General features: G+C 62.1%; 20 protein-coding genes. 10 read left to right on the top strand and 10 right to left on the bottom strand.

All coding sequences use genetic code 11. From position 1 onward, the window contains the following. Position 1: 1 nt before the first annotated feature. The gene (locus V6766_RS07830) at positions 2–1,243 is read right to left on the bottom strand and encodes an efflux RND transporter periplasmic adaptor subunit (protein ID WP_448465197.1); all 1,242 of its coding nucleotides are present in this window, start codon (positions 1,241–1,243) and stop codon (positions 2–4) included. A gap of 226 nt (positions 1,244–1,469) precedes the next feature. On the opposite strand from V6766_RS07830, the gene V6766_RS07825 reads away from it, so the two are divergent. The 3 genes from V6766_RS07825 (at position 1,470) to V6766_RS07815 (ending at position 2,707) form a co-directional block, all read left to right on the top strand. Beyond that, entirely contained in the window at positions 1,470–1,994 is a 525-nt protein-coding gene (locus V6766_RS07825; protein ID WP_448465195.1) for an invasion associated locus B family protein, read from the top strand. Positions 1,995–2,166: 172 nt separating this feature from the next. Further along, on the top strand, positions 2,167–2,544 hold the full coding sequence (locus V6766_RS07820) for a hypothetical protein (protein ID WP_448465193.1): 378 nt from the start codon (positions 2,167–2,169) through the stop codon (positions 2,542–2,544). A gap of 13 nt (positions 2,545–2,557) precedes the next feature. Continuing rightward, positions 2,558–2,707, top strand: a complete 150-nt coding sequence (locus V6766_RS07815; RefSeq protein ID WP_448465191.1) for a hypothetical protein — start codon at positions 2,558–2,560, stop codon at positions 2,705–2,707. Here the strand turns inward: V6766_RS07815 and tgt are convergent. The 6 genes from tgt to gyrA all read right to left on the bottom strand — a co-directional run bounded on the left by tgt (position 2,700) and on the right by gyrA (position 9,773). Then, positions 2,700–3,833, bottom strand: a complete 1,134-nt coding sequence (tgt, locus tag V6766_RS07810; RefSeq protein ID WP_448465189.1) for a tRNA guanosine(34) transglycosylase Tgt — start codon at positions 3,831–3,833, stop codon at positions 2,700–2,702. The genes V6766_RS07815 and tgt overlap by 8 nt on opposite strands. Beyond that, positions 3,830–4,900: a tRNA preQ1(34) S-adenosylmethionine ribosyltransferase-isomerase QueA gene (gene queA, locus V6766_RS07805; protein WP_448465187.1), complete on the bottom strand. Its 1,071-nt coding sequence runs from the start codon at positions 4,898–4,900 to the stop codon at positions 3,830–3,832. Before queA ends, tgt begins: the two co-directional genes overlap by 4 nt. A 244-nt stretch (positions 4,901–5,144) precedes the next feature. Continuing rightward, positions 5,145–5,654, bottom strand: a complete 510-nt coding sequence (locus tag V6766_RS07800; RefSeq protein ID WP_448465185.1) for a peptidylprolyl isomerase — start codon at positions 5,652–5,654, stop codon at positions 5,145–5,147. 57 nt (positions 5,655–5,711) lie between these two features. Next, on the bottom strand, positions 5,712–6,275 hold the full coding sequence (locus V6766_RS07795) for a peptidylprolyl isomerase (RefSeq protein ID WP_018063291.1): 564 nt from the start codon (positions 6,273–6,275) through the stop codon (positions 5,712–5,714). 33 nt (positions 6,276–6,308) lie between these two features. Beyond that, positions 6,309–6,803: a pantetheine-phosphate adenylyltransferase gene (coaD, locus tag V6766_RS07790; protein WP_448465183.1), complete on the bottom strand. Its 495-nt coding sequence runs from the start codon at positions 6,801–6,803 to the stop codon at positions 6,309–6,311. A 153-nt stretch (positions 6,804–6,956) separates the two neighbouring features. After that, positions 6,957–9,773 carry a DNA gyrase subunit A gene (gyrA, locus tag V6766_RS07785; protein ID WP_448465181.1) on the bottom strand — a complete coding sequence of 939 codons (2,817 nt, stop codon included), beginning with the start codon at positions 9,771–9,773 and terminating at the stop codon, positions 6,957–6,959. Positions 9,774–9,999: 226 nt separating this feature from the next. Here gyrA and V6766_RS07780 point away from each other — a divergent pair, with 226 nt between their 5' ends. Further along, positions 10,000–10,650 (top strand): MarC family protein, encoded by a 651-nt coding sequence (locus tag V6766_RS07780; protein ID WP_448465179.1) that lies wholly within the window; start codon positions 10,000–10,002, stop codon positions 10,648–10,650. A 67-nt stretch (positions 10,651–10,717) separates the two neighbouring features. Here the strand turns inward: V6766_RS07780 and V6766_RS07775 are convergent, their stop codons facing one another. Beyond that, the gene (locus V6766_RS07775) at positions 10,718–11,218 is read right to left on the bottom strand and encodes a single-stranded DNA-binding protein (RefSeq protein WP_448428832.1); all 501 of its coding nucleotides are present in this window, start codon (positions 11,216–11,218) and stop codon (positions 10,718–10,720) included. A gap of 252 nt (positions 11,219–11,470) precedes the next feature. Here V6766_RS07775 and uvrA point away from each other — a divergent pair, with 252 nt between their 5' ends. Together uvrA and V6766_RS07765 are read left to right on the top strand one after the other, a co-directional pair. Beyond that, positions 11,471–14,392 carry an excinuclease ABC subunit UvrA gene (gene uvrA, locus V6766_RS07770; protein WP_448465177.1) on the top strand — a complete coding sequence of 974 codons (2,922 nt, stop codon included), beginning with the start codon at positions 11,471–11,473 and terminating at the stop codon, positions 14,390–14,392. A gap of 10 nt (positions 14,393–14,402) precedes the next feature. After that, positions 14,403–15,203 (top strand): DUF72 domain-containing protein, encoded by an 801-nt coding sequence (locus tag V6766_RS07765; protein ID WP_448465175.1) that lies wholly within the window; start codon positions 14,403–14,405, stop codon positions 15,201–15,203. A 41-nt stretch (positions 15,204–15,244) separates the two neighbouring features. On the opposite strand, the gene V6766_RS07760 is transcribed toward V6766_RS07765, so the two are convergent. Next, the gene (locus tag V6766_RS07760; protein WP_448465697.1) at positions 15,245–16,708 is read right to left on the bottom strand and encodes an NAD(P)H-hydrate dehydratase; all 1,464 of its coding nucleotides are present in this window, start codon (positions 16,706–16,708) and stop codon (positions 15,245–15,247) included. Positions 16,709–17,339: 631 nt separating this feature from the next. Between V6766_RS07760 and V6766_RS07755 the strand changes: the two genes are divergently transcribed. From V6766_RS07755 to hspQ, 3 genes are all read left to right on the top strand, one after another. Beyond that, positions 17,340–17,678, top strand: a complete 339-nt coding sequence (locus V6766_RS07755) for a P-II family nitrogen regulator (protein ID WP_018063299.1) — start codon at positions 17,340–17,342, stop codon at positions 17,676–17,678. 69 nt (positions 17,679–17,747) lie between these two features. After that, on the top strand, positions 17,748–19,157 hold the full coding sequence (gene glnA / locus V6766_RS07750; protein ID WP_448428826.1) for a type I glutamate--ammonia ligase: 1,410 nt from the start codon (positions 17,748–17,750) through the stop codon (positions 19,155–19,157). A gap of 129 nt (positions 19,158–19,286) precedes the next feature. Next, positions 19,287–19,616: a heat shock protein HspQ gene (gene hspQ, locus V6766_RS07745; RefSeq protein WP_448428824.1), complete on the top strand. Its 330-nt coding sequence runs from the start codon at positions 19,287–19,289 to the stop codon at positions 19,614–19,616. A 77-nt stretch (positions 19,617–19,693) separates the two neighbouring features. Here the strand turns inward: hspQ and V6766_RS07740 are convergent, their stop codons facing one another. Beyond that, entirely contained in the window at positions 19,694–20,341 is a 648-nt protein-coding gene (locus tag V6766_RS07740) for an invasion associated locus B family protein (RefSeq protein WP_448465173.1), read from the bottom strand. A 247-nt stretch (positions 20,342–20,588) separates the two neighbouring features. On the opposite strand from V6766_RS07740, the gene V6766_RS07735 reads away from it, so the two are divergent. Then, positions 20,589–22,406, top strand: coding sequence for an extracellular solute-binding protein (locus V6766_RS07735; RefSeq protein WP_448465171.1), 1,818 nt, complete (start codon positions 20,589–20,591; stop codon positions 22,404–22,406). Positions 22,407–22,491 lie beyond the last annotated feature (85 nt).

The following is a 22,491-nucleotide window of genomic DNA, read 5'->3' as shown; positions in this document are numbered from 1 at the left end:
ATCATCGAACCTCCCGGCCATTGCCCGTGACCACCATGTCGCCTACGCGCAGATCGCCATCCACGACGGCGGTATAGCGGCCATCGCTGGCGCCGACCGTGATCGGAACCGGCAGCGGTTCGCCGTTCCGCAGCAGCCAGGCGGTGCGTTCGTCGCCCGAAGAGGTCGGCGCATCAACGCCGGCCGGTACGAAGCGCAGCGCCGCCGTCGGCACCAGGATGACGTCCTCGGATTCGCTCACCAGAATATCGGCTGTGGCGGTCATGCCCTGGCGCAGCAGGCGCTCGGAGTTGTCGACCAGCAGCACCGCCTTGTAGGTCACAACGTCGCTATTGAGCTCGGAGGCATAGCGGATCGAGGCGATTTCGGCAGGGAAACGCTTATCCGGAAAGGCCTCGACGGTGAAGCTCGCCTTCTGTCCCGGCTCGACCTTGCCGACATCGGCCTCATCGATATCGACGCGCAGCTCCATCTGGCCGAGATCACCGGCGATGACGAACAGAGTAGGGGCCTCCAGCGAGGTGGTGAAGGTCTGGCCGACATCGACATTGCGGTAAAGCACGATGCCATCGATCGGCGAGCGGATCGTCGCCTTGCTGAGCCGCAGTTCCGCCAGTGCCAGTTCGGCCTTGGCGACATCGAGCCGCGCCTCCGCGCTCTGCCGGTCGGCGACGGCGGCCGCATAGGCAAACTGCGCATCTTCGAAATCCTGGCGCGGCGCGACATTGCGCTTCACCAGAGTCTCGGTGCGATCCATGGTCGCCTTGGCGGATTCGACATCCGAGACGCTCGACGCGACGTCGGCATTGGCGGCGGCAAGCTTGGCCTTGGCGCTCAATATATCAGCCGTCAGTTCGTCGGTCTCGAGTTCCAGCAGCACGTCACCGGCCTTGACCTCGCTGTTGAAATCCACCAGCACGTCCTTCACCGTGCCGGAAAGCTCGCTCGAAATCTCGACACGGTTGATCGGCTCGATCGCACCTGTGGCGCGCACGGTGATGTTCATCAGTCCGCGGATCACCTCGGCGGTCGTGTATCCCGGCCGGGCCGCGACCAGTTGCAGGTCGCCGCTCTGGTAGAAGCGGTAGCCGCCATAGCCCGCGGCAATAAGGACGATAACGAGCGCCAGCCAACCCCAGGGGAAGCGCCGGCGCGGCTTGTTCTCGCCGAGAATCGCCATGATATCGGGAACGGGCGGCCGCGCATGGCCTTCCTGTTCATCGCGCCTTCCGTGCGAGGACATCGGGAATTCTCCTGTCTGTACGCCTTACGATTTGCCGGCGACTATGGCGAGGAACCGGCGGCCATGCAAGCATTGCCGCGGATTAAACCGGGCGTCGCGGCATCGCCGCACACATCTTTGCGCGGAACCCGAAAACATGCGTATCGCGCAAGCGGGTTGCCGGTGTTGGCATCCGACGAATCATGCTAGTTTCACGCGAAAATCAGACGGATTTGGGAGATTCCTGGTGAAACCTCGTCACATCGCAGCCGGCATCGTTTCGGCGTTTCTTTTCGGCGCAGCCGCGAGCCCGGCCATTTCGGCCTTGCCGGAAGGCGCGAGCTCCATCAACGAGACCTATCAGGACTGGCGCGTCACCTGCATTTCCAACGAAGGCGTCGACCGCTGCGCGATGATCCACAATCAGGTGGCCAAGGATAGCGGCCAGCGGGTGATGACGGTTGAATTGTCGGTGACGCCGGATGACAAGTTCCAGGGCGTCGTCATCATGCCGTTCGGCCTGGCGCTGGCCCAGGGCGTGACGCTGACGATCGATGACGCCACCGAGGGCAAGACATTCGGTTTCTCGACATGTCTGCCGCAGGGCTGCCTCGTGCCCGTTGAATTCGACGCAGCGATGGCCGATCGGATGAAGAATGGCGGCGCGCTGAACATCATCGCCCAGCCGATCGACGGCAACGAGAAGTTCAGCATTGGCGCTTCACTGAAAGGTTTCACTGCTGCGCACAAGCGACTGATGGAGCTACGTTAAGCGCCGCTCGTCAAAGCGGGAATGCGAGCACCGGCGACTGCACAATCAGGTCGTCGGCGGCATCCATAAGTTCCATAATCCACATTATGTGATCTTTATTGCAGTGAGTCCGCCTTGTGCTGTTCCCTGCGGGACACATAGAAACAATCTGCAAAACAGACTGCGTGCACTCATGCTTGATCTCGATTCGCTCGGGACGCGGATCGTCGTCCTCGGCCCCTCCAATGCGGGCAAATCGACCCTGGCCGTCGCCCTGTCCAGAAAGCTGGATATCGCGGCGATCCATCTTGATCAGTTCCAGCATCTGCCCAACACCGATTGGAAGCCGCGCCCCGAGGCCGAGTTTGCCAGACTGCACGATGACGCCATCATGGGCGAGCGCTGGGTCATGGACGGCAATTACAGCCGGCTGATGCCGCAGCGCCTTGCGCGTGCGACCGGCGCGATCCTCAATCGCATCCAGCCGCTGGCGCCGGCTGGCGCGCTATATCAGGCGAACAACGGTCAATCGGGCCGAACGCGCCGGCCACCTGGAAGGCGCGCAGGATAGCATTAAATGGGAGATGATTGACTGGATCCTGTTTAAGACCCGAAACAGCGCGACCAAATACGCCGAGGCCTTACGCCGCTCCGGCCTGCCGACGGTCGAATGCCATAGCGCAAAGGCGCTTGACGAGCTTTACCGGTGGTGGGAATTGCCGCCGGTCAGATAGCGGCGACATCGCCCCTCGCCCAGCCTTCCTGGGTCTCCGCCACGAAATCGTCGTAGCGACCCTCGGCGATCGCCTTGCGGATTCCCTGCATGAGCTTCTGGTAATAATGCAGGTTGTTCCAGGTCAGCAGCATGCCGCCCAGCGACTCGTTGGAACGCACCAGGTGGTGCAGATAGGCGCGTGAGTAGTCGCGGGCCGCGGGGCAGTCGCTTTCCTCGTCCAGCGGGCGCAGATCCTCGGCGTGGCGGGCATTGCGCAGGTTGACCTTGCCGCGACGCGTGAAGGCGAGACCGTGACGCCCTGCCCTTGTCGGCATCACGCAATCGAACATGTCGATGCCGCGCGCGACCGATTTCAGGATATCGTCCGGCGTGCCCACGCCCATCAGGTAGCGCGGTTTTTCGCTTGGCAGCTCGGGAAGCGTTGTCTCCAACATCGCCAGCATCACCGCCTGCGGCTCGCCGACGGCTAGGCCGCCGACGGCATAGCCCTTGAGGTCGAGACCGGCGAGGCCGCGCGCCGAGCGGACGCGCAGGTCCGGGATGTCGCCGCCCTGGACGATGCCGAACATCGCCTTGCCCGGCTGATCACCAAAGGCTTCCCGGCAGCGCTCTGCCCAGGCAAGCGACATCTCGGTGGATTTCTCGATTTCGGCGCGCTCGGCGGGTAGCCGGACGCATTCATCGAGCTGCATCTGGATATCGGAGCCCAGAAGCCCCTGGATCTCGATCGAGCGTTCAGGGCTCATATGGTGGACGCTGCCGTCGATATGGGACTTGAACGTGACACCCTTCTTCTCGTCAATTTCCCTGAGATCAGCCAGCGACATCACCTGAAACCCGCCGGAATCGGTCAGGATCGGGTGCGGCCAGCGGATCAGCGAGTGCAGACCGCCAAGGCGCGCGACACGCTCCGCACCCGGGCGCAGCATCAGGTGGTAGGTGTTGCCGAGGATGATGTCGGCGCCGAGATTGCGCACCTGGTCGAGATACATCGCCTTGACCGTGCCGGCGGTTCCGACCGGCATGAAGGCCGGCGTGCGGATCTCGCCGCGCGGCATGGTGATCGCGCCAAGCCGGGCATTGCCGTCGGTGGCCTTCAGGGTGAAACGGAAATCGTCGCTCATCTATCTTTCCTGAACAGCAGGCTGGAATCGCCGTAGGAATAAAATCGGTAGCCGGTTTCGATCGCATGGGCATAGGCCGCCCGCATGGTCTCCAGACCGGAAAAGGCCGAAACCAGCATGAAAAGCGTCGATTTCGGGAGGTGAAAATTGGTCATCAGCATGTCGACGGCGCGAAAACGATAGCCGGGCGTGATGAAGATGCCGGTCTCGCCCTCCCACGGCGCAATCTCGCCGTTTTCGCCAGCCGCGCTTTCGAGCAACCGGAGGGAGGTGGTGCCGACGGAGACGATCCGCCCGCCCCGCGCCTTGACCGCGTTCAGAGCCTCGGCGGTTTCCGCAGTTACGATGCCGCGCTCGAAATGCATCACATGGTCGTCGGTGTCATCGGCCTTGACCGGCAGAAAGGTGCCGGCGCCGACATGGAGCGTGACGAAATGGCGTTCGATCCCGGCGTCTTCCAGCGCTTGCATCAAGCGCGGCGTGAAGTGCAGGCCGGCCGTGGGCGCGGCAACCGCGCCGTTTTCGCGGGCGTAGATTGTCTGGTAGTCGTCGCGATCCTTGCCGTCCTCGGCGCGTTTGGAGGCGATATAGGGCGGCAGCGGCACGTGGCCGACGCGCATCATCGCTTCATCAAGCGCACCGCCGCGCGCTTCGAAGCTGAGCACCACCTCGCCGCCGTCGCGCTTTTCCTCCACAATCGCGGAAAGTGTCGTCGCACCATCGGCGGAAACGAAATGCAGCACATCGCCAGGCTTGATGCGCTTGCCCGGCCGGGCAAAGGCGTGCCAGACGTTGTCCGCCTTCCTCAGATGCAGCGTGGCCGAAACCGGCACCGCCTCGCCGCCCTCACGCAGCCGTACGCCTTCGAGCTGGGCCGGGATCACTTTCGTGTCGTTGAATACCAGCGCGTCGCCCGGCCTCAGGAAGGACGGGAGTTCGGAGACGACATGATCGCCAAGCCCCTCGCCCGGTCGCACCACCAGAAGCCGCGCGCTGTCGCGCGGGCTAGCAGGCCGCAAGGCGATATTCTCGTCCGGCAGGTCGAAATCGAAGAGGTCTACGCGCATTGTATCAGGACATTTCTCAAATTCGAAAACCCGCCGGCCTTGGCCGGACGGGTCGATGGCTTTTCAGCTTTGCTCCAACCAATCTCCCCCCCTGAGGGGGAGATGTCGCGAAAGCGACAGAGAGGGGTAAAGGGCGTAAGCCCTAGAAGCCGCAAACACTGTGCTCTCGGAGAGGTTTCACCCCTCTCTGCCCCTGTCGGGGCATCTCTCCCTCAAGGGGAGAGATTGAAGGGCGGCTCCCGCCTCAAACGTCAGCCGCAACCTTCATCGTGATGATGTGGTCAGGGTTGCGGACCGGCTCGCCCTTTTCGAACTTGTCGACGGCGTCCATGCCCTCGATGACCTGACCCCAGACCGAATACTGCTTGTCGAGCCAGGGAGCGTCGGTAAAGCAGATGAAAAACTGGGAGTTGCCGGAATTCGGGTTTTGCGAACGCGCCATGGAGCAGGTACCGCGCACGTGGCGGGTGGCGGAAAACTCGGCCGGAAGATCGGGTTTGTCGGAACTGCCGGTACCGGCGCGGCCCGGGTTGAACTTGTCCGAATTGGTGTTGCCGTGCTCGACGTCGCCGCCCTGGGCCATGAAATCGGCGATCACGCGGTGGAAGACGACGCCGTCATAGGCGCCCTCGCGCACCAGTTCGCGGATGCGATCGACATGTTTGGGCGCGACGTTCGGAAACGCCTCGATCACGACCTTGCCCTTGGTCGTTTCCATGATGAAGGTGTTTTCCGGGTCCTTGATTTCGGCCATCATTTTCTCCTGTGGCGGTTTACCCGCCCCGCCGGTCCGGCAAGGCGGGCTCAATACTTACTGTCCGACGGTGACGTCCAGGATCCGGTCCGGATCGCTAACCTTGCCGTTCTGGGCCTGATCGCCCTTCTTGATCTTGTCGACATTGTCCATGCCGTCGACCACTTCGCCGATCACGGTGTACTGGCCGTTCAGGAACGGGCCGTCCTCGAGCATGACGAAGAACTGCGAGTTGGCCGAGTTCGGATCCTGGGCGCGGGCCATGCCGACGACGCCGCGCTTGAACGGCACGTCGGAGAATTCGGCCGGCAGGTCCGGCATGTCGGAACCGCCCATGCCGGCGCGGTTGAGGTCATAGCCGTCCTCGGTATCGCCGAACTGGACATCGCCGGTCTGCGCCATGAAGCCGTCGATCACGCGGTGGAACACCACATTGTCATAGGCGCCGCTTTCTGCAAGCTCCTTCACGCGCGCGGCATTCTGCGGCGCGAGATCTTCGAAAAGCTCGATGGTGAAGGGGCCTTCGGTGGTGTTGAAGGTCAGCGTGTCGGCGGCCATGGCCGTACCCGCGAATGTCGAAATCAGCGTCGCCGCTGCCAGTCCCGCAATCATCTTGCGCATGTCGTTCTCCTTGAAAAAGGTTTCCTCACCAGGCTACCGCGAGTGTTTTGCCTTCAGCGCCGCCGCTACATAGTCCGGCACAAAGCGCGCCACATCGCCGCCCATGGCCGCGACCTGCCGCACCAATGTGGCCGATATCGGACGCGAGGCCGGTTTTGCCGGGACAAACACGCTCTGGATGTCCGGGGCCATCTCGCCGTTCATGCCGGCCATCTGCATCTCGTAGTCGAAATCCGTGCCATCGCGCAGTCCGCGGATGATCAGGCTGGCGCCTGCCTCGCGCGCGGCATCCACGGCAAGGCCGCTGAAAGCGATCACCTCGATATCCCCTGCCCGCTCCGGCAGGTTTTCGGCAACGCCGCGCTTCAGAAAATCGGCCCGCTCGTCGAAGGTGAACAATGGCGTCTTGCCGGCGTTCACGCCGATGCCGATCACGAGCTTTTCCGCGACGTTCAGCGCCTGCAGCACGACGTCGAGATGCCCGTTGGTCATCGGGTCGAATGAGCCTGTGTAAAATGCCTTCGCCATATGCTTCGTCGCGTCCTCGGCCCCGTTTCCGGTCACGGCCTTTTGTCATGGAAAGTGCCGGTCTGCAAGCCGGTTCAGGCTGCAAACGGTGACGTGAAACGAAGAAGCCGGGCGCAAGGCCCGGCTCCAGTGTTCATTCCCGTTGTTTGCCGATCAGGTCTCGTCGGTTCCGTCGTCAGGGGCGTCCGTCACCTCGGCCGCGCCTTCGCTGCCGGCCTCGACATCGACACCGGCTTCCACGGCATCCTCGATCACCTCATCGTCGTCCGGCTCGCTGATGACCTCGACCGAGACCACCTTTTCCTCGGCGCCGGTCTTGAACACCGTGACGCCCTTGGCAGTGCGGCTGGCGATGCGGATGTCGTAGACCGGCACCCGGATCAGCTGCCCGGCATTGGTAACCAGCATGATCTGGTCGCCGTCGAGAACCGGGAAGGCGGCAATCAGCTTGCCGATTTCGTCGGTCTTCGAGGTGTCGGTGGCGCGGATGCCCTTGCCGCCGCGTCCAGAGATGCGGAAGTCGTAGGAGGACGACCGCTTGCCGAAGCCCTTTTCCGTAACGGTCAGGATGAACTGCTCGCGGAACTTCAGCTCCTCATAGCGGTCATCGCTGAGCACGCCCTCTTCCGCCACGTCCTCGCCGACGAGCGCGATATCCTCGCCCTCCCCGGTTTCGGTGCGGCGTTCGAGCGCTGCCCGCTTCAGATAGGCGGCGCGCTCCCAAGGCTCGGCGTCGACATGGCTGACGATGGTCATCGAGATCACCTCGTCGCCTTCCGCCAGACCGATGCCGCGCACGCCGATCGAGTTGCGGCCGGCAAAGACGCGGATGGCGGGAACCGGGAAGCGGATCGCCTGGCCCATGGCGGTCGTCAGCAGCACGTCGTCATCCGGCGTACAGGTCCAGACCGACAGGATGCGATCGTTCTCGTCGTCGAGCTTCATCGCGATCTTGCCGTTGCGGTTCACCTGCACGAAATCCGACAGCTTGTTGCGGCGCACGGTTCCGCGCGTGGTGGCGAACATCACGTCGAGTTCGGACCAGCTTTCTTCATCCTCCGGTAGCGCCAGGATGGAGGTGATCGCCTCGCCCTGCTGCAGGGGCAGCATGTTGATCAGCGCCTTGCCGCGCGATTGCGGCGTGCCGATCGGCAGGCGCCAGACCTTTTCCTTGTAGACGATGCCGCGCGAGGAGAAGAACAGCACCGGCGTGTGGGTGTTGGCCACGAACAGCCGGGTGACGAAATCCTCGTCGCGGATCGACATGCCCGAGCGGCCCTTGCCGCCGCGACGCTGGGCGCGGTAGGTGGTCAGCGGCACGCGCTTGATATAGCCGTTGCGCGACACAGTGACGACCATGTCCTCGCGAGCGATCAGATCCTCGTCGTCCATGTCCGGACCGCCTTCGAGAATTTCGGTGCGCCGGGGCGTGCCGAATTCGTCGCGGACCGCGATCAGCTCTTCCTTGATAATCGCCTGGATCTTCATCCGCGATGACAGGATTTCGAGATAAGACTTTATTTCATCGCCGATTTTGTTCAACTCGTCGCCGATCTCATCGCGACCGAGCGCGGTCAGGCGCGACAGCCGCAGTTCGAGAATGGCGCGGGCCTGCTCCTCGGACAACTGATAGGTGCCGTCCTCGGAAATCTTGTGGCGCGGGTCGTCGATAAGGCGGATCAGCGCCTCCACATCCTGGGCCGGCCAGTGGCGCTCCATCAACTGCTCGCGCGCCGTCTGCGGATCGGGCGCGCGGCGGATCAGGTTGATGATCTCGTCGATATTGGCAACGGCGATGGCCAGACCAACCAACACGTGGGCGCGCTCGCGCGCTTTTCTCAGCAGATATTTGGTCCGCCGGCTGACGACGCTTTCACGGAAGGCGACGAAGGCCCGCAGGATATCGAGCAGGGTAAGCTGTTCCGGCTTGCCGCCATTCAGCGCCACCATATTGCAGCCGAACGAGGTCTGCAGCGGCGTGTAGCGATAAAGCTGGTTGAGGATGACCTCGGCATTGGCGTCGCGCTTGAGTTCGATGACGACGCGATAGCCTTCGCGGTCGCTTTCGTCGCGCAGATCGGAAATGCCCTCGATGCGCTTGTCGCGCACCAGTTCGGCCATCTTCTCGATCATCGTCGCCTTGTTCACCTGATAGGGAATCTCGGTGATGATGATCTGCTCGCGGTCGCCGCGCATCGGTTCGATCGTGGCCCTGCCGCGCATGATCACCGAGCCGCGCCCGGTCTCATAGGCGGACTTGATGCCCGCACGGCCAAGAATCTGCGCCCCGGTCGGGAAGTCCGGTCCCGGGATGATCTGCATCAGTTCCGGCAGTTCGATCGCGGGATTTTCCATCACCGCGATACAGCCGTCGATCACCTCGCCCAGATTGTGGGTCGGGATATTGGTGGCCATGCCGACGGCGATGCCGCCCGCGCCATTGACCAGAAGATTCGGGAACTTCGCCGGCAGAACCGACGGCTCAGACAGCGTGCCGTCATAGTTCTCGCGGAAATCGACGGTCTCCTTGTCGAGATCGTCGAGCAGCGTATGCGCGACCTTCTGCAGCCGGCACTCGGTATAGCGTTCGGCCGCCGGCGGGTCGCCGTCGACGGAGCCGAAATTGCCCTGCCCGTCGATCAGCGGCAGGCGCAGCGACCAGTCCTGCGCCATGCGCGCCAGCGCGTCATAGATCGCGGCGTTGCCATGGGGATGGTATTTACCCATGACATCGCCGGTGACGCGGGCGCATTTGACGTATTTCTTGTTCCAGTCCACGCCCATTTCGGACATGCCATAGAGAATACGCCTGTGCACCGGCTTCAGGCCGTCACGAACATCCGGCAGCGCGCGGCTGACGATCACGCTCATGGCGTAATCGAGATAGGAACGCTGCATTTCCTCCATGATGGAGATGGGCTCGATGCCCGGCGGCAGGCCGCCGCCCGAAGGTGTCGTTTGATCAGTCAATGTGAATCACGATCTCAAGCTAGAATCATCTGGTTTTTTATAGCCGAATCCGATGGCTGACGCCAATTGCGCAAGCCTCCTGACAGTGGACAGACGGCGGATTCCAAGTTTTTATTCGTGTCAGGTGGTGATCTTGTGGCAAGCTGGCAAGAGCGCTGCTTATGCCGCCTGCGGTTTGCCGCGGCGGCGTGGCCCATCAAGAAGAAAAACAGGCGGAAACGGGCGGATGAACGAACTGGCAACGCTGATAAACGGCTTCACCACCTTGATGGTGACCATGGATCCGCCCGGCATGGTGCCGGTATTCCTGGCGCTGACGGTGGGCATGACCCAGGCGCAGCGCCGCAAGGTGGCGATCCGAGGCAGCCTGATTTCGTTCTTTCTGCTCTTGGCCTTTGCCCTGCTGGGCGATGACATCCTCAACGCGCTCGGTATTTCCATGAGCGCGTTCCGTATCGCCGGGGGCATTCTTCTGTTCTGGATCGGCGTGGAAATGATCTTCGAAAAACGCGTCGAAAGAAAGGAGAAAACCACGGAAACCGCCATTACGAAGGATGGCCTGGCCAATCTCGCCGCCTTCCCGCTGGCCATGCCGCTGATCGCAGGCCCCGGCGCGATCTCCGCGACGATCCTGCTCGGCTCCAAGATGGAAACTGTGCTGGACAAGCTGGCGCTCGTTCTGGTGATCTTCGTCGCCACGCTGGTCGTGCTGCTGGCAATGCTCGCCGCCGGCCTGATCGACCGGCTTCTCGGCGAAACCGGACGTAACATTCTCACCCGCATTCTCGGCATGATGCTGACGGCGCTGGCAGTGCAGTTCGTCATCGACGGCGTTACGACGGTGATGCACGCTCCGCCGCCCGCGGTCGCCGGCTGAAATCTATGCTCTGCCGCCGATGGCGGGAAGACTGTCAGACCGCCTCAAAAAAGCGATCCGAGGTCGATCAGAACGGAATGTCGTCGTCGAGATCCTGCGAGAAGCCGCCGCCGCTGCGACCGCCGCCACCGGAAGACGGCTGCGAGCCGTAATCGTCATAGCCACCGCCGCCCTGGCTTCCGCCAAAGTTGCCGCCCTGCCCGCCGCCGCCTTCGCCGCGGCCGTCCAGCATGGTCAGCGTGGCGTTGAAGCCCTGCAGCACGACCTCGGTCGAATAGCGCTCCTGGCCGCCCTGGTCGGTCCATTTGCGGGTCTGCAGCTGGCCTTCGATATAGACCTTGGAGCCCTTGCGCAGATATTGCTCGGCGATCTTGCAGAGACCTTCGCTGAAGATCACCACGCGGTGCCATTCCGTGCGCTCCTTGCGCTCGCCGGAATTGCGGTCGCGCCAGCTTTCCGACGTGGCCACCCGCAGGTTGGCGATCGGCCGACCATCCTGTGTACGCCGGATTTCCGGGTCCGCTCCGAGATTGCCGACGAGGATGACCTTGTTTACACTACCTGCCATGACTACCACCTGTATAACCGCGTTGCGGCGCTTTAGAGAATTTTCGGCAGCATAGACGATCTCTCCAAAAGCGATCAACCGATACGGGACAATCCACAATTAAAAATGTTCTTTATTTGTTCTATCGCTCTGCTATGATCGAGTCAAGCGATTCAACGTTGGACATTCAAGCTGTCTGTTTTGCTGCACCTCGACAGAGCCGCGGCGCGAACTACATAGGAAGCAATTTCCCTTCTCGAGAAGCCTGATCCCATGAGCGAACTGAAGAATATCTCCATCCGCGGTGCGCGCCAGCATAATCTCAAAGGCATTGACGTGGACCTGCCGCGCAACAGCCTGATCGTGATGACCGGGCTTTCGGGCTCCGGCAAATCATCGCTGGCCTTCGATACGATCTATGCGGAGGGGCAGCGCCGCTATGTCGAGAGCCTGTCGGCCTATGCCCGCCAGTTCCTGGAGATGATGGAGAAGCCGGATGTCGACCGGATCGAGGGCCTGTCGCCGGCGATCTCGATCGAGCAGAAGACCACCTCGAAGAACCCGCGCTCCACCGTCGGCACGGTGACCGAGATCTACGACTATATGCGGCTTCTGTTCGCGCGCACCGGCGTGCCCTATTCGCCCGTGACCGGACTGCCGATCGAAAGCCAGACCGTGACGCAGATGGTCGACCGCATTCTGGCGCTGCCGGAGCGCACGCGGCTCTACATCCTCGCGCCGCTGGTGACCGGCCGCAAGGGCGAGTTCCGCAAGGAACTGGCGGATCTGATGAAGAAGGGCTTCCAGCGCGTCAAGATCGACGGTGAATTCTACGAGATCGCCGAGGCGCCGAAGCTCGACAAGAAATACAAGCACGATATCGACGTGGTGGTCGACCGCGTTGCTGTGCGCGACGATCTGGCAACCCGGCTTGCCGACAGCCTGGAAACCTGCCTCGAAATCGCAGACGGGCTGGCGGTCGCCGAATTTGCCGACAAGCCGTTGCCGGAGAACGAGACGGCGGCCGGCGGCGCGAAGAACAAATCTCTCAACGAAACCCATGAGCGCGTTGTTTTTTCGGAGAAATTTGCGTGTCCTGTTTCCGGATTCACAATTCCGGAGATCGAGCCGCGCCTGTTCTCGTTCAACAACCCCGTCGGCGCCTGCCCGACCTGCGACGGGCTCGGCTTCCAGCAGAAGATTGACGAGGGGCTGGTCGTTCCCGACCGGGCCAAGAAACTGTCAGATGGCGCGATCGCGCCCTGGGCGAAATCCTCGTCGCCCTATTACAAGCAGACGCTGGAGGCGCTTGGCCGGCATTTCGGCTTCAAGATGACGGACCGCTGGGACAAGCTGCCGGAACGGGCCACCAACGCGATCCTCAACGGGACCGAGGACAAGATCGAGTTCCAGTATGCCGACGGCGCGCGCAGCTACAAGACCACCAAGAGCTTCGAGGGCATTATGCCGAATCTCGAGCGGCGCTGGAAGGAAACCGATTCCGCCTGGGCGCGCGAGGAGATGGAGCGCTATATGTCGGCGGCCCCCTGCCCGGCCTGCAACGGCTTCCGGCTGAAACCCGAGGCGCTGGCGGTCAAGATCGACAAGCGCCATATCGGCGAGGTCAGCCAGCTTTCGATCCGCGCGGCGCGCGACTGGTTCGAGGACCTGCCGAAGCACTTCTCGCAGAAGCAGAACGATATCGCGGTGCGCATCCTCAAGGAAATCAACGAGCGGCTGCGGTTCCTGAACGATGTCGGGCTGGAATATCTTACGCTGTCGCGCAATTCCGGTTCGCTTTCCGGCGGCGAGAGCCAGCGCATCCGGCTCGCCTCGCAGATCGGCTCGGGGCTCACCGGCGTGCTCTATGTGCTCGACGAGCCCTCGATCGGCCTGCATCAGCGCGACAATACGCGGCTGCTCGACACGCTGAAACATCTGCGCGATATCGGCAACACCGTCATCGTCGTCGAGCATGACGAGGACGCGATCCTGACCGCCGATTACGTGCTGGATATCGGCCCCGCCGCCGGCATTCACGGCGGCGAGGTGGTAGCCGAGGGCACGCCTCAGGCGATCATGGCCAATCCGAAATCGCTGACAGGGCAATATCTGAGCGGCGCGCGCGCCGTTGCCGTGCCCGCCGAGCGGCGGCCGCAGAAAAAGGGCAAGGCGCTTAAGGTGGTCGGCGCGCGCGGCAATAACCTGAAGGATATCACCGCCTCGATCCCGCTCGGCCTGTTCACCGCCGTCACCGGCGTTTCCGGCGGCGGCAAATCCACCTTCCTGATCGAGACACTCTACAAGGCGGCGGCGCGCCGCATCATGGGCGCGCGCGAGAATCCGGCCCCGCACGACCGCATTGAGGGTCTGGAATTCGTCGACAAGGTCATCGATATCGACCAGTCGCCGATCGGCCGCACGCCGCGCTCGAATCCCGCCACCTATATCGGCGCCTTCACCCCGATCCGCGAGTGGTTCGCCGGCCTGCCGGAAGCCAAGGCGCGCGGCTATCAGCCGGGCCGGTTCTCGTTCAACGTCAAGGGCGGGCGCTGCGAGGCCTGCCAGGGTGACGGGCTGATCAAGATCGAGATGCACTTCCTGCCGGATGTCTACGTCACCTGCGACGTCTGCCACGGCCAGCGCTACAATCGCGAGACGCTGGAGGTGCGCTTCAAGGGCAAGTCGATCGCCGATATCCTGGAGTTGACTGTGGAGGAAGGCGTCCAGTTCTTCTCCGCCGTTCCCTCTGTGCGCGACAAGCTGCAAACCCTTCAGGATGTCGGCCTCGGCTATATCAAGGTCGGCCAGCAGGCCAACACGCTGTCAGGCGGCGAGGCGCAGCGCGTCAAGCTCGCCAAGGAGCTGTCGCGCCGGTCCACCGGCAAGACGCTCTACATCCTCGACGAGCCGACCACCGGGCTTCATTTCCACGACGTCGCGAAGCTGCTGGAGGTGCTGCACCAGCTTGTCGAACAGGGCAATTCCGTGGTGGTGATCGAGCACAATCTAGAGGTCATCAAGACCGCCGACTGGGTGATCGATATCGGACCCGAGGGCGGCGATGGCGGCGGCCGGATCGTCGCATCCGGGACGCCGGAGGACATCGTGAAGGAAAAGGCCTCCTACACCGGCCAGTATCTTCAGGAGCTTCTGGAGCGGCGGCCGCCGAAGAAGACGGAAGCGGCGGAATAGGAGACGGGACATGGCGGCAGGCGCAATTCGTGTGGGTATCGGCGGATGGACCTTTGATCCATGGAACGAGAGTTTCTATCCGGACAAGCTGCCGAAGACGCGCCAGCTTGAATATGCCGGCGAGAAGCTGAAGGTGATCGAGGTCAACGGCACCTATTATTCGTCGCAGAAGCCCGCCACCTTCGCCAAATGGGCGGCGAGCGTGCCGGACGGATTCATCTTTTCGCTGAAGGCGAGCCGGTTCTGCACCAATCGCAAGAAGCTCGCCGAGGCCGAGGGCTCGATCGACAAGTTTCTCGGCCAGGGCATCACCGAGCTTGGCGACAGGCTGGGGCCGATCCTGTGGCAATTCATGCCGACGAAAAAATTCGAGGCGGAGGATTTCGAGGATTTCCTCAAGCTACTGCCGAAAGAGCGGGACGGTATTGCCCTCAAACATGCGCTGGAAGTCCGCCACCCCTCCTTTCTCGATCCGGATTTCGTGGCGCTCGCCCGCAAATACGGCGCGACGATCGTCTGCGCGGATCATCCCGAATACCCCATGATTGCAGATGTCACCGGCGATTTCGTCTATGCCCGCCTGCAGAAGGGTGAGGAGGACAATCCGCATTGCTATCCCGACAAGGCGCTGAAGGAATGGGCGGACAAGCTGAAACTCTGGTCAAAGGGCGGCGCGCCCGACGATCTGCCGCGTCTTGCCGGCGATGCGCCGGAGGCAAAGCCGCGCGACGTCTATGCGTTCTTCATCACCGGCGGCAAGGTCCGCGCCCCAGCGGGTGCGCAGAAGCTGCAAAGCCTGGTCGACGAGTGAGGTTGGCCTGAGGGCTCAGGCTCTTTCAGCGGCAATGCGCTTCAGCGTCCGCCCTCGATAATCTCGTGGATGGGAGGCAGGTGGGTCGGCAAGTCCTCCGCCGTCAGCCCCTCGCCTGCCCGGTTCCCCGCCTCGCCATGCAGCCATGCCCCGGCCGCGGCCGCCTCGAAGGTCGGCACGCCCTGCGCCAGCAGCCCGCCGATAATGCCGGAAAGCACATCGCCGGAGCCGGCGGTGGCAAGCCATGGCGGGGCGTTGGCATTGATCGCGATCCGGCCGTCCGGCGATGCGAACACGGTATCGGCGCCCTTGTAGAGCACCACCGCATGGGCGCGCCGGGCCGCCCGCAATGCCTTTTCGGGCTTGCCGAGGTCGCCGTCCTCGGCCAGGTCGGGAAAGAGCCGCGCGAATTCGCCAGCATGCGGGGTCATGACGCAGGTTTCCGGGGCCGCACCCAGCCGGTCGAACAGCGCTTCTGGCTGCTCCGCGAAGGCGGTCAGCCCGTCGGCGTCGAGCACCAGCGGGCGTCCGATCAGCGTCTCCACATAATCCCGGGTTTCCGCGCCGACGCCGAATCCGGGGCCGAGAACGAAGGCCGACAGCCGCTTGTCGGCGATCCAGTCTCTGAGCGCCGCGACATCCTCGATGCGTTTCAGCATGATCGCCGTCAGATGCGCGGCGTTGACGAGGATTGCCTGCGGCGCGGCCGCGATCGTGACAAGCCCGGCGCCCGCCTTCAAACCCGCCACCGCGGCAAGCCGAGCGGCGCCCGTGGCCGAGGCGCCACCGGAAAACACGCCGAGATGACCGCGCTTGAACTTGTGCGAGTCGGCGCCCGCGCGCGGCAGGCGCTCGGCCCACAGCGCCGGCGTGTTGAGCCGATGGTCGCCGGCCGCTTGCGCCAGGATGCGGCGCGGAATGCCGATATCGAACACCTCCAGCCGGCCGCAATGCGCGCGTCCGGGCAGCAGGTAATGGCCGGGTTTGGCCGCCATGAAGGTGACCGTATGCGCCGCCTTGAAGGCAGCGCCAAGCACCTGGCCCGTGAGGCCGCTGATGCCGGACGGTAGGTCGACGGCGATCACCGGCAGTCCCTCCGCCCGTGCGATCACGGCGACAATCTCGTCGGAAAGCGGCCGTGCCAGGCCCGCGCCGAAAAGCGCGTCAACGATGACATCGCCCTGTTTCGGCCGAAAGGCCTCCAGCGGCTTGCTGTCCAGGTCGCAATCCTCCCGCGCCCGAAGGGCATCGCCGGAAAGTCTGGCGGGATCGCCAAGGTGAAACAGCGCTACCTCCATGCCGGTTTCGGAAAGCGCGCGGGCCGCGACATAGCCATCGCCGCCATTATTGCCCGGCCCGCACAACACCACGCCGCGCCGCGCCGCCGGATAATGCCGCAGCAGGCAAGCCGCGACCGCCCGTCCCGCGCTCACCATCAACGCGTAGCTGTCGATTCCGCTTTCAGCGGCCAGCGCGTCGGCGCGCCCCATTTCTTCCGGTGTCATCAGCAAGGCCGGCACTCCTTTGTTGCGGGTGAATAGAGCGGAAAACCGCGTGCTGATGCAAGAGGCGACTTATACCAAGGACCGATGATTATGACCCATATGATGCGCGCTGGAATGGTCGTCCGGGTAGGAAAATACCGCAGAGCGATGCTTGAGCATCGCGCGAGGATTTTGACGCCCTCGGGGGCCATTCCAGCCGCACCCCTTCGGGGCCGGGCGCTTTTGAAAGCCTGCGTCGTTGAAAGTCCTCGCCGTAGCTATGGCTACGACTGCGGCTTTCGCCTAGCCGGCTTTCAAAATCGCTCCAGTCATATGGGTGATAATCCTCGGTCCTTGGTATTAATGCTGGCTAGTTGGTAATCAATTGCCTATTAATTGAACACAGGTTGCTGCTCAAAAATCATGCGCCCTCGCCGTCAACGCCCTTGAAATGCCGCGCTATTGACCTGAAGGCGCCTTTTGGCGAACCTGATTTCGGTGCCACATGCGAAATGCTGCGGCAATCGCGAGGCCGCAATTTCATTTCGGTGGATTTGCACGAAGAACAATCGAACTTGGCATGCAATGTGCATTAGAAGTTCCGAGCGGGCTGACGCCTGCTTCAACGGGAGAAGCGGAGAGCAATTTTCTCATGAAAAAGATCGAAGCGATCATTAAGCCTTTCAAGCTCGACGAAGTGAAGGAAGCCCTTCAGGACGTCGGCCTGCAGGGCATCACTGTCACGGAAGCCAAAGGCTTCGGGCGCCAGAAGGGTCACACGGAGCTCTACCGGGGCGCTGAATACGTCGTCGACTTTCTTCCCAAGGTCAAAGTCGAGGTCGTTCTGGCAGACGAAAACGTGGACGCGGTCATCGAAGCCATCCGCAATGCCGCTCAAACCGGGCGTATCGGCGACGGCAAGATCTTCGTTTCCAATGTCGAGGGCGTCGTGCGCATCCGCACCGGCGAAACCGGCGTTGACGCCATCTGATCCATCCCTCCTCTTTTGACAAAGATGGGGCATCCCTATCGTCATCTTCTTATGCAAGGAAAACGTTAAATGACGACAGCTTCTGAAATTATGAAACAAATCAAAGACAACGACGTCAAGTTCGTGGATCTGCGCTTTACCGACCCGAAGGGCAAGCTGCAGCACGTGACGATGGACATTTCGGCTGTCGATGAAGATTTGTTTGCCGACGGCATCATGTTCGACGGTTCGTCGATCGCCGGCTGGAAGGCCATCAATGAGTCCGACATGGTGCTGATGCCCGACACGGCGACCGCCCATATGGACCCCTTCTTCGCCCAGTCGACCCTGGTCGTGTTCTGCGACATTCTGGAGCCGCTCACCGGCGAAGCCTATAACCGCGACCCGCGCACCACGGCCAAGAAGGCGGAAGCCTATCTGAAGTCGACTGGCATCGGCGACACCACCTATTTCGGTCCCGAGCCGGAATTCTTCGTGTTCGACGACGTGCGCTTCAACGCCGAGCCCTACAACACCGGTTTCCAGCTCGACAGCATCGAATTGCCGTCGAACGCCTTCACCGAATATGAAACCGGCAACATGGCCCACCGTCCGCGCACCAAGGGCGGCTATTTCCCGGTTCCGCCGGTCGACAGCATTCAGGACATGCGTTCGGAAATGCTCACGGTTCTGGCCGAAATGGGCATCACCGTCGAAAAGCACCACCACGAAGTGGCTTCGGCCCAGCACGAGCTGTGCATGGTGTTCGACACGCTGACCCGCATGGCCGACAAGACCCAGATCTACAAGTACGGCGTCCACCAGGTTGCCCATGCCTATGGCAAGACGGCCACCTTCATGCCGAAGCCGGTCTTCGGCGACAACGGCTCGGGCATGCACGTGCACCAGTCGATCTGGAAGGACGGCAAGCCGACGTTTGCCGGTGACGGCTATGCCGGCCTGTCGGAAACCTGCCTCTATTACATCGGCGGCATCATCAAGCATGCCAAGGCGATCAACGCCTTCACCAACCCGCTGACCAACTCCTACAAGCGTCTGGTCCCTGGCTACGAAGCGCCGGTTCTGCTCGCCTATTCGGCCCGCAACCGTTCGGCCTCCTGCCGCATTCCGTTCGGCTCCTCGCCGAAGGCCAAGCGCGTTGAAGTTCGCTTCCCCGATCCGGGCGCGAACCCCTACCTCGCCTTTGCCGCGCTGATGATGGCCGGCCTCGACGGCATCAAGAACAAGATCCATCCTGGCGATGCCATGGACAAGGACCTGTACGATCTGCCGGCCGAAGAGCTGAAGGAAATCCCGACCGTCTGCGGCTCGCTGCGCGAAGCGCTGGAAAGCCTGGACAAGGATCGCGAGTTCCTGACCGCCGGCGGCGTTTTCGATGACGACCAGATCGATGCCTATATCGCTCTGAAGATGGAAGAGGTCATGCGTTTCGAAATGACCCCGCATCCGGTCGAATTCGACATGTACTACTCGGTCTGATCACCGACCGTTATGACGATGAGCCGGCTGCCTTCGGGCGGCCGGTTTTTTTTGTGCCTGGTGCCCCGCGGACACACCCCTTGCACCTGGCAAAACGCATTTCCATATAGAATACGAAAGGAAATGCTCATGAAAATACGCGAAGCGAAATACAATATCGGCGATATCGTCCGCCATAGCGCGCTTCCCTTTCGGGGCGTGGTATTCGATGTCGACGCGGAGTTCTCCCGCTCCGAAGAATGGTATAACTCCATTCCGCCGGAAATCCGGCCCAGCAAGGATCAACCGTTCTACCATCTCGTGGCCGAGAACGAAGAGAAGGGTTATGTCGCCTATGTCTCCGAGGGCAATCTCGAGCTGGACATGAGCGGCGAGCCATTGCGCAACCCGCAGGTCGGCGAAATATTCATGGTAACCGACAGCGGCCATCTCGCGCCGCGCTTTGCCAGCACGCACTGAGCGGACGTGAAAAGCAAAAAGCCCCGGCTGAGATATTCAGCCGGGGCTTTTTTTGTAAGTCGAAACGACCGAAGCTATCAGTTGCCTGTCGTGGCGTTCTGCTGGGCTTCCTCGATCTTCTTGCGGCGATCGACAGCCATTTTCTTGATCGACTCGTCCAGATTGCGCTGGCTTTCGACCAGGTCGGGCTGGCTGATCGGGTCGCCGTCAAAGGCGGCGGTGAAGCCGGAAAGCGTCAGGTCGACCGGGTTCGGCTGCTGGCGCATGTTGACCGAGGTAAAGGTCACCTTGCCGCCGCGCTTCATGGCGTTGACCAGCGTATCGTTCAGCGGCACCTGGGCAATGCACTGTTCGTTGGTGCAGATGGCGTAGTCGAGCTTCTGCGGCGCGGATGTATCGATCTGCATCTGGACGCCGGCCGGGATCAGGCGGAAGGTCGGGACGGTCACCTGAAGCATGGCCTGGCCGTTGCTGCCCTGCGGCTGGATCAGGCCGACGGCGGTCAGCACCTGGCCATTTTCGGCGCGGGCATAGTTCTGCACGATGCAGACGCCGCCATTGCCGTTGTCGTTGCAGGTCTTGAACCAGCCCTGCGTGGGAGCCGCGCCAGCCTGGGGCTGCTGGGCCTGCTGTTGTTCCTGAGCCGAAGCGCCGGCGGCCGAAAGGCCCGCAATCGTGAAGGCGCAAACCGCGACACGCTTGATAATACTGGCGCGTGAAAGCATCAAAATCTCTCCTGGTTCATCTGCGTAAGGTCCGGGGACCCTGCATCGCTATTGTTACCGAAATGCGGCAAAGCGCCCCTGTTTCGGGCCTCAACCGCCAGTGTTTCCTCTGATATCGCCACATTGGACGCCAATCTACCCCCTCGGCGCCCAAAATTTACGCCTTGAAGCGATTTCGCGGCCTATTTCAGCTTTGTCAGCGGCCATGATACCATTCTTCCACGAATGGACACGACAGGGCGAATCGATGCGCTTTCTTGCTACTCTCCTCCTCTCAGCGGCGCTTTCGGGCGCGGCCGCGGCCGAACCCGTTCACGGCATCGCCATGCATGGCGATCCTGCCCTGCCCGCAGATTACCAGCATTTCAGCTACGTCAATCCCGATGTCAAGAAGGGCGGCGCGATAACCTATGGCGTCGTGGGCTCGTTCGATGCGCTGAATCCCTTCGTGCTGAAGGGCATGCGCTCGTCGGCCAGAGGGCTGTGGGACGAGGTGCTGGGCAATCTCGTGTTCGAACCGCTGATGCAGCGCTCGCGCGACGAGCCGTTCACGCTCTACGGCCTGCTCGCCGAAAGCGTGGAATGGGACGATGACAGAAGCTATGTCCAGTTCAACATGAACCCGGACGCCAAATGGTCGGACGGCGAACCGGTCAACGCCGATGATGTGATCTTCACCTTCAACCTTTTGAAGGAGAAGGGACGCCCGCCCTATAATCGCCGGCTTGCGCTGGTCGAGACGATGGAAAAGGTCGGCGACAATAGCGTGAAATTTACCTTCAATGCCGACGCCAACCGGGAAACCCCGCTGATCTTCGCGCTGATGCCGGTTCTGCCGGAACACGCCATCGACGCGCAAACCTTCGACACCGATACGATGTCGACGCCGGTCGGTTCGGGACCCTACAGCATCGCCAAAATCGAGCCCGGTCAGCGCATCGTCTACGAGCGCCGCGACGATTACTGGGGCAAGGACGCGCCCTCGATGGTAGGCTTTGCCAATTACGACACGATCACGATCGACTACTACCTTCAGGATTCGACCCTGTTCGAGGCCTTCAAGAAGGGCGCTGTCGATGTCTATCTCGACGATGACCCCAGCCACTGGGCGCGCGCCTATGATTTCCCCGCGGCCAGTGACGGCAAGGTGGTGAAGGATGTGTTCCACCCGAAGACGCCGACCGGCATGCAGGGCTTCGTGTTCAACACCCGCCGGCCGAAATTCGAGGATGCCCGGGTGCGCAAGGCGCTGTCGGATGTGTTCGATTTCGAATGGGTCAACAGGACGCTGTTCAACAACGCGTATCAGCGCACGCAGAGCTACTGGCAGAACTCCGCGCTCGGCGCCTATGGCAATCCCGCGAGCGCAGCCGAGCGCGAGCTACTGGGCGATGCGATCGACGTGATCGATCCGGCCATACTCGCCGGCGACTACACCATGCCGGTGACCGATGGCTCCGGGGCCGACCGCAAGGTGCTGGGGGCCGCCGTCAAGCTGCTTGGCGAGGCTGGCTACCGGATCACGAACGGCAAGATGACCGGACCGGACGGCAAGCCGCTTGCCTTCGAGATCATGACCACGAATGAGGGCCAGGAGAAGCTGGCGCTTGCCTATCAGCATACGCTGAACCTGATCGGTGTTGCTCTCTCGATCCGCACCGTCGACGACGCCCAGTATCAGAAACGGCTCAACACCTTCGACTACGACATGATCGTGCTGCTGGCGCCGGGCTTCTGGTACCAGTCCTCGCTTTCGCCGGGCGCGGAACAGATCTGGCGCTGGGACAGCCGCTCGCGCGATGTCGAGGGCACGTTCAATTTCGCCGGCGTCGCCAGCGCCGATGTCGACCGGATGATCAACGACATGCTGGAAGCCCGCTCGACCGAGCATTTCACCGATTCGGTGCGCGCCTTCGACAGGCTTCTGGTCAACGGCCACTACATGCTGCCGCTCTATCACCGCGAAGGCCAGTGGGTGGCGCGCTGGGCGCGGATTGAACATCCGGCGGAAACACCTATCTACGGCTATCAGCTGCCCACCTGGTGGGATCGGTCCGCGCAGTGAGGCTTGCCAGATGTTCGACCTCTCTCTTGCGTCATCAACTCTGTTGGATGATTTTCTCTCTGAACCTTGCATTGAGGGTCACGAC

The organism is Martelella sp. AMO21009, from assembly GCF_053484295.1.
The sequence above is the reverse complement of the archived record's forward strand: the minus strand, read 5'-3'. Positions and strand labels throughout refer to the sequence as shown.

Excerpts from the sequence above, each read along its gene's own strand:
- tgt (WP_448465189.1), bottom strand. The coding sequence starts at position 3,833 with ATGAGCGACGATTTCCGTTTCACCCTGAAGGCCACCGACGGCAATGCC.
- queA (WP_448465187.1), bottom strand. The coding sequence starts at position 4,900 with ATGCGCGTAGACCTCTTCGATTTCGACCTGCCGGACGAGAATATCGCC.
- hspQ (WP_448428824.1), top strand. The coding sequence starts at position 19,287 with ATGAAAATACGCGAAGCGAAATACAATATCGGCGATATCGTCCGCCAT.
- V6766_RS07765 (WP_448465175.1), top strand. The coding sequence starts at position 14,403 with ATGGCGGCAGGCGCAATTCGTGTGGGTATCGGCGGATGGACCTTTGAT.
- V6766_RS07830 (WP_448465197.1), bottom strand. The coding sequence starts at position 1,243 with ATGTCCTCGCACGGAAGGCGCGATGAACAGGAAGGCCATGCGCGGCCG.
- V6766_RS07775 (WP_448428832.1), bottom strand. The coding sequence starts at position 11,218 with ATGGCAGGTAGTGTAAACAAGGTCATCCTCGTCGGCAATCTCGGAGCG.
- V6766_RS07815 (WP_448465191.1), top strand. The coding sequence starts at position 2,558 with ATGATTGACTGGATCCTGTTTAAGACCCGAAACAGCGCGACCAAATAC.
- V6766_RS07760 (WP_448465697.1), bottom strand. The coding sequence starts at position 16,708 with ATGACACCGGAAGAAATGGGGCGCGCCGACGCGCTGGCCGCTGAAAGC.
- V6766_RS07755 (WP_018063299.1), top strand. The coding sequence starts at position 17,340 with ATGAAAAAGATCGAAGCGATCATTAAGCCTTTCAAGCTCGACGAAGTG.
- V6766_RS07795 (WP_018063291.1), bottom strand. The coding sequence starts at position 6,275 with ATGCGCAAGATGATTGCGGGACTGGCAGCGGCGACGCTGATTTCGACA.
- V6766_RS07800 (WP_448465185.1), bottom strand. The coding sequence starts at position 5,654 with ATGGCCGAAATCAAGGACCCGGAAAACACCTTCATCATGGAAACGACC.
- coaD (WP_448465183.1), bottom strand. The coding sequence starts at position 6,803 with ATGGCGAAGGCATTTTACACAGGCTCATTCGACCCGATGACCAACGGG.
- V6766_RS07820 (WP_448465193.1), top strand. The coding sequence starts at position 2,167 with ATGCTTGATCTCGATTCGCTCGGGACGCGGATCGTCGTCCTCGGCCCC.
- V6766_RS07740 (WP_448465173.1), bottom strand. The coding sequence starts at position 20,341 with ATGCTTTCACGCGCCAGTATTATCAAGCGTGTCGCGGTTTGCGCCTTC.
- glnA (WP_448428826.1), top strand. The coding sequence starts at position 17,748 with ATGACGACAGCTTCTGAAATTATGAAACAAATCAAAGACAACGACGTC.
- V6766_RS07780 (WP_448465179.1), top strand. The coding sequence starts at position 10,000 with ATGAACGAACTGGCAACGCTGATAAACGGCTTCACCACCTTGATGGTG.
- V6766_RS07735 (WP_448465171.1), top strand. The coding sequence starts at position 20,589 with ATGCGCTTTCTTGCTACTCTCCTCCTCTCAGCGGCGCTTTCGGGCGCG.
- uvrA (WP_448465177.1), top strand. The coding sequence starts at position 11,471 with ATGAGCGAACTGAAGAATATCTCCATCCGCGGTGCGCGCCAGCATAAT.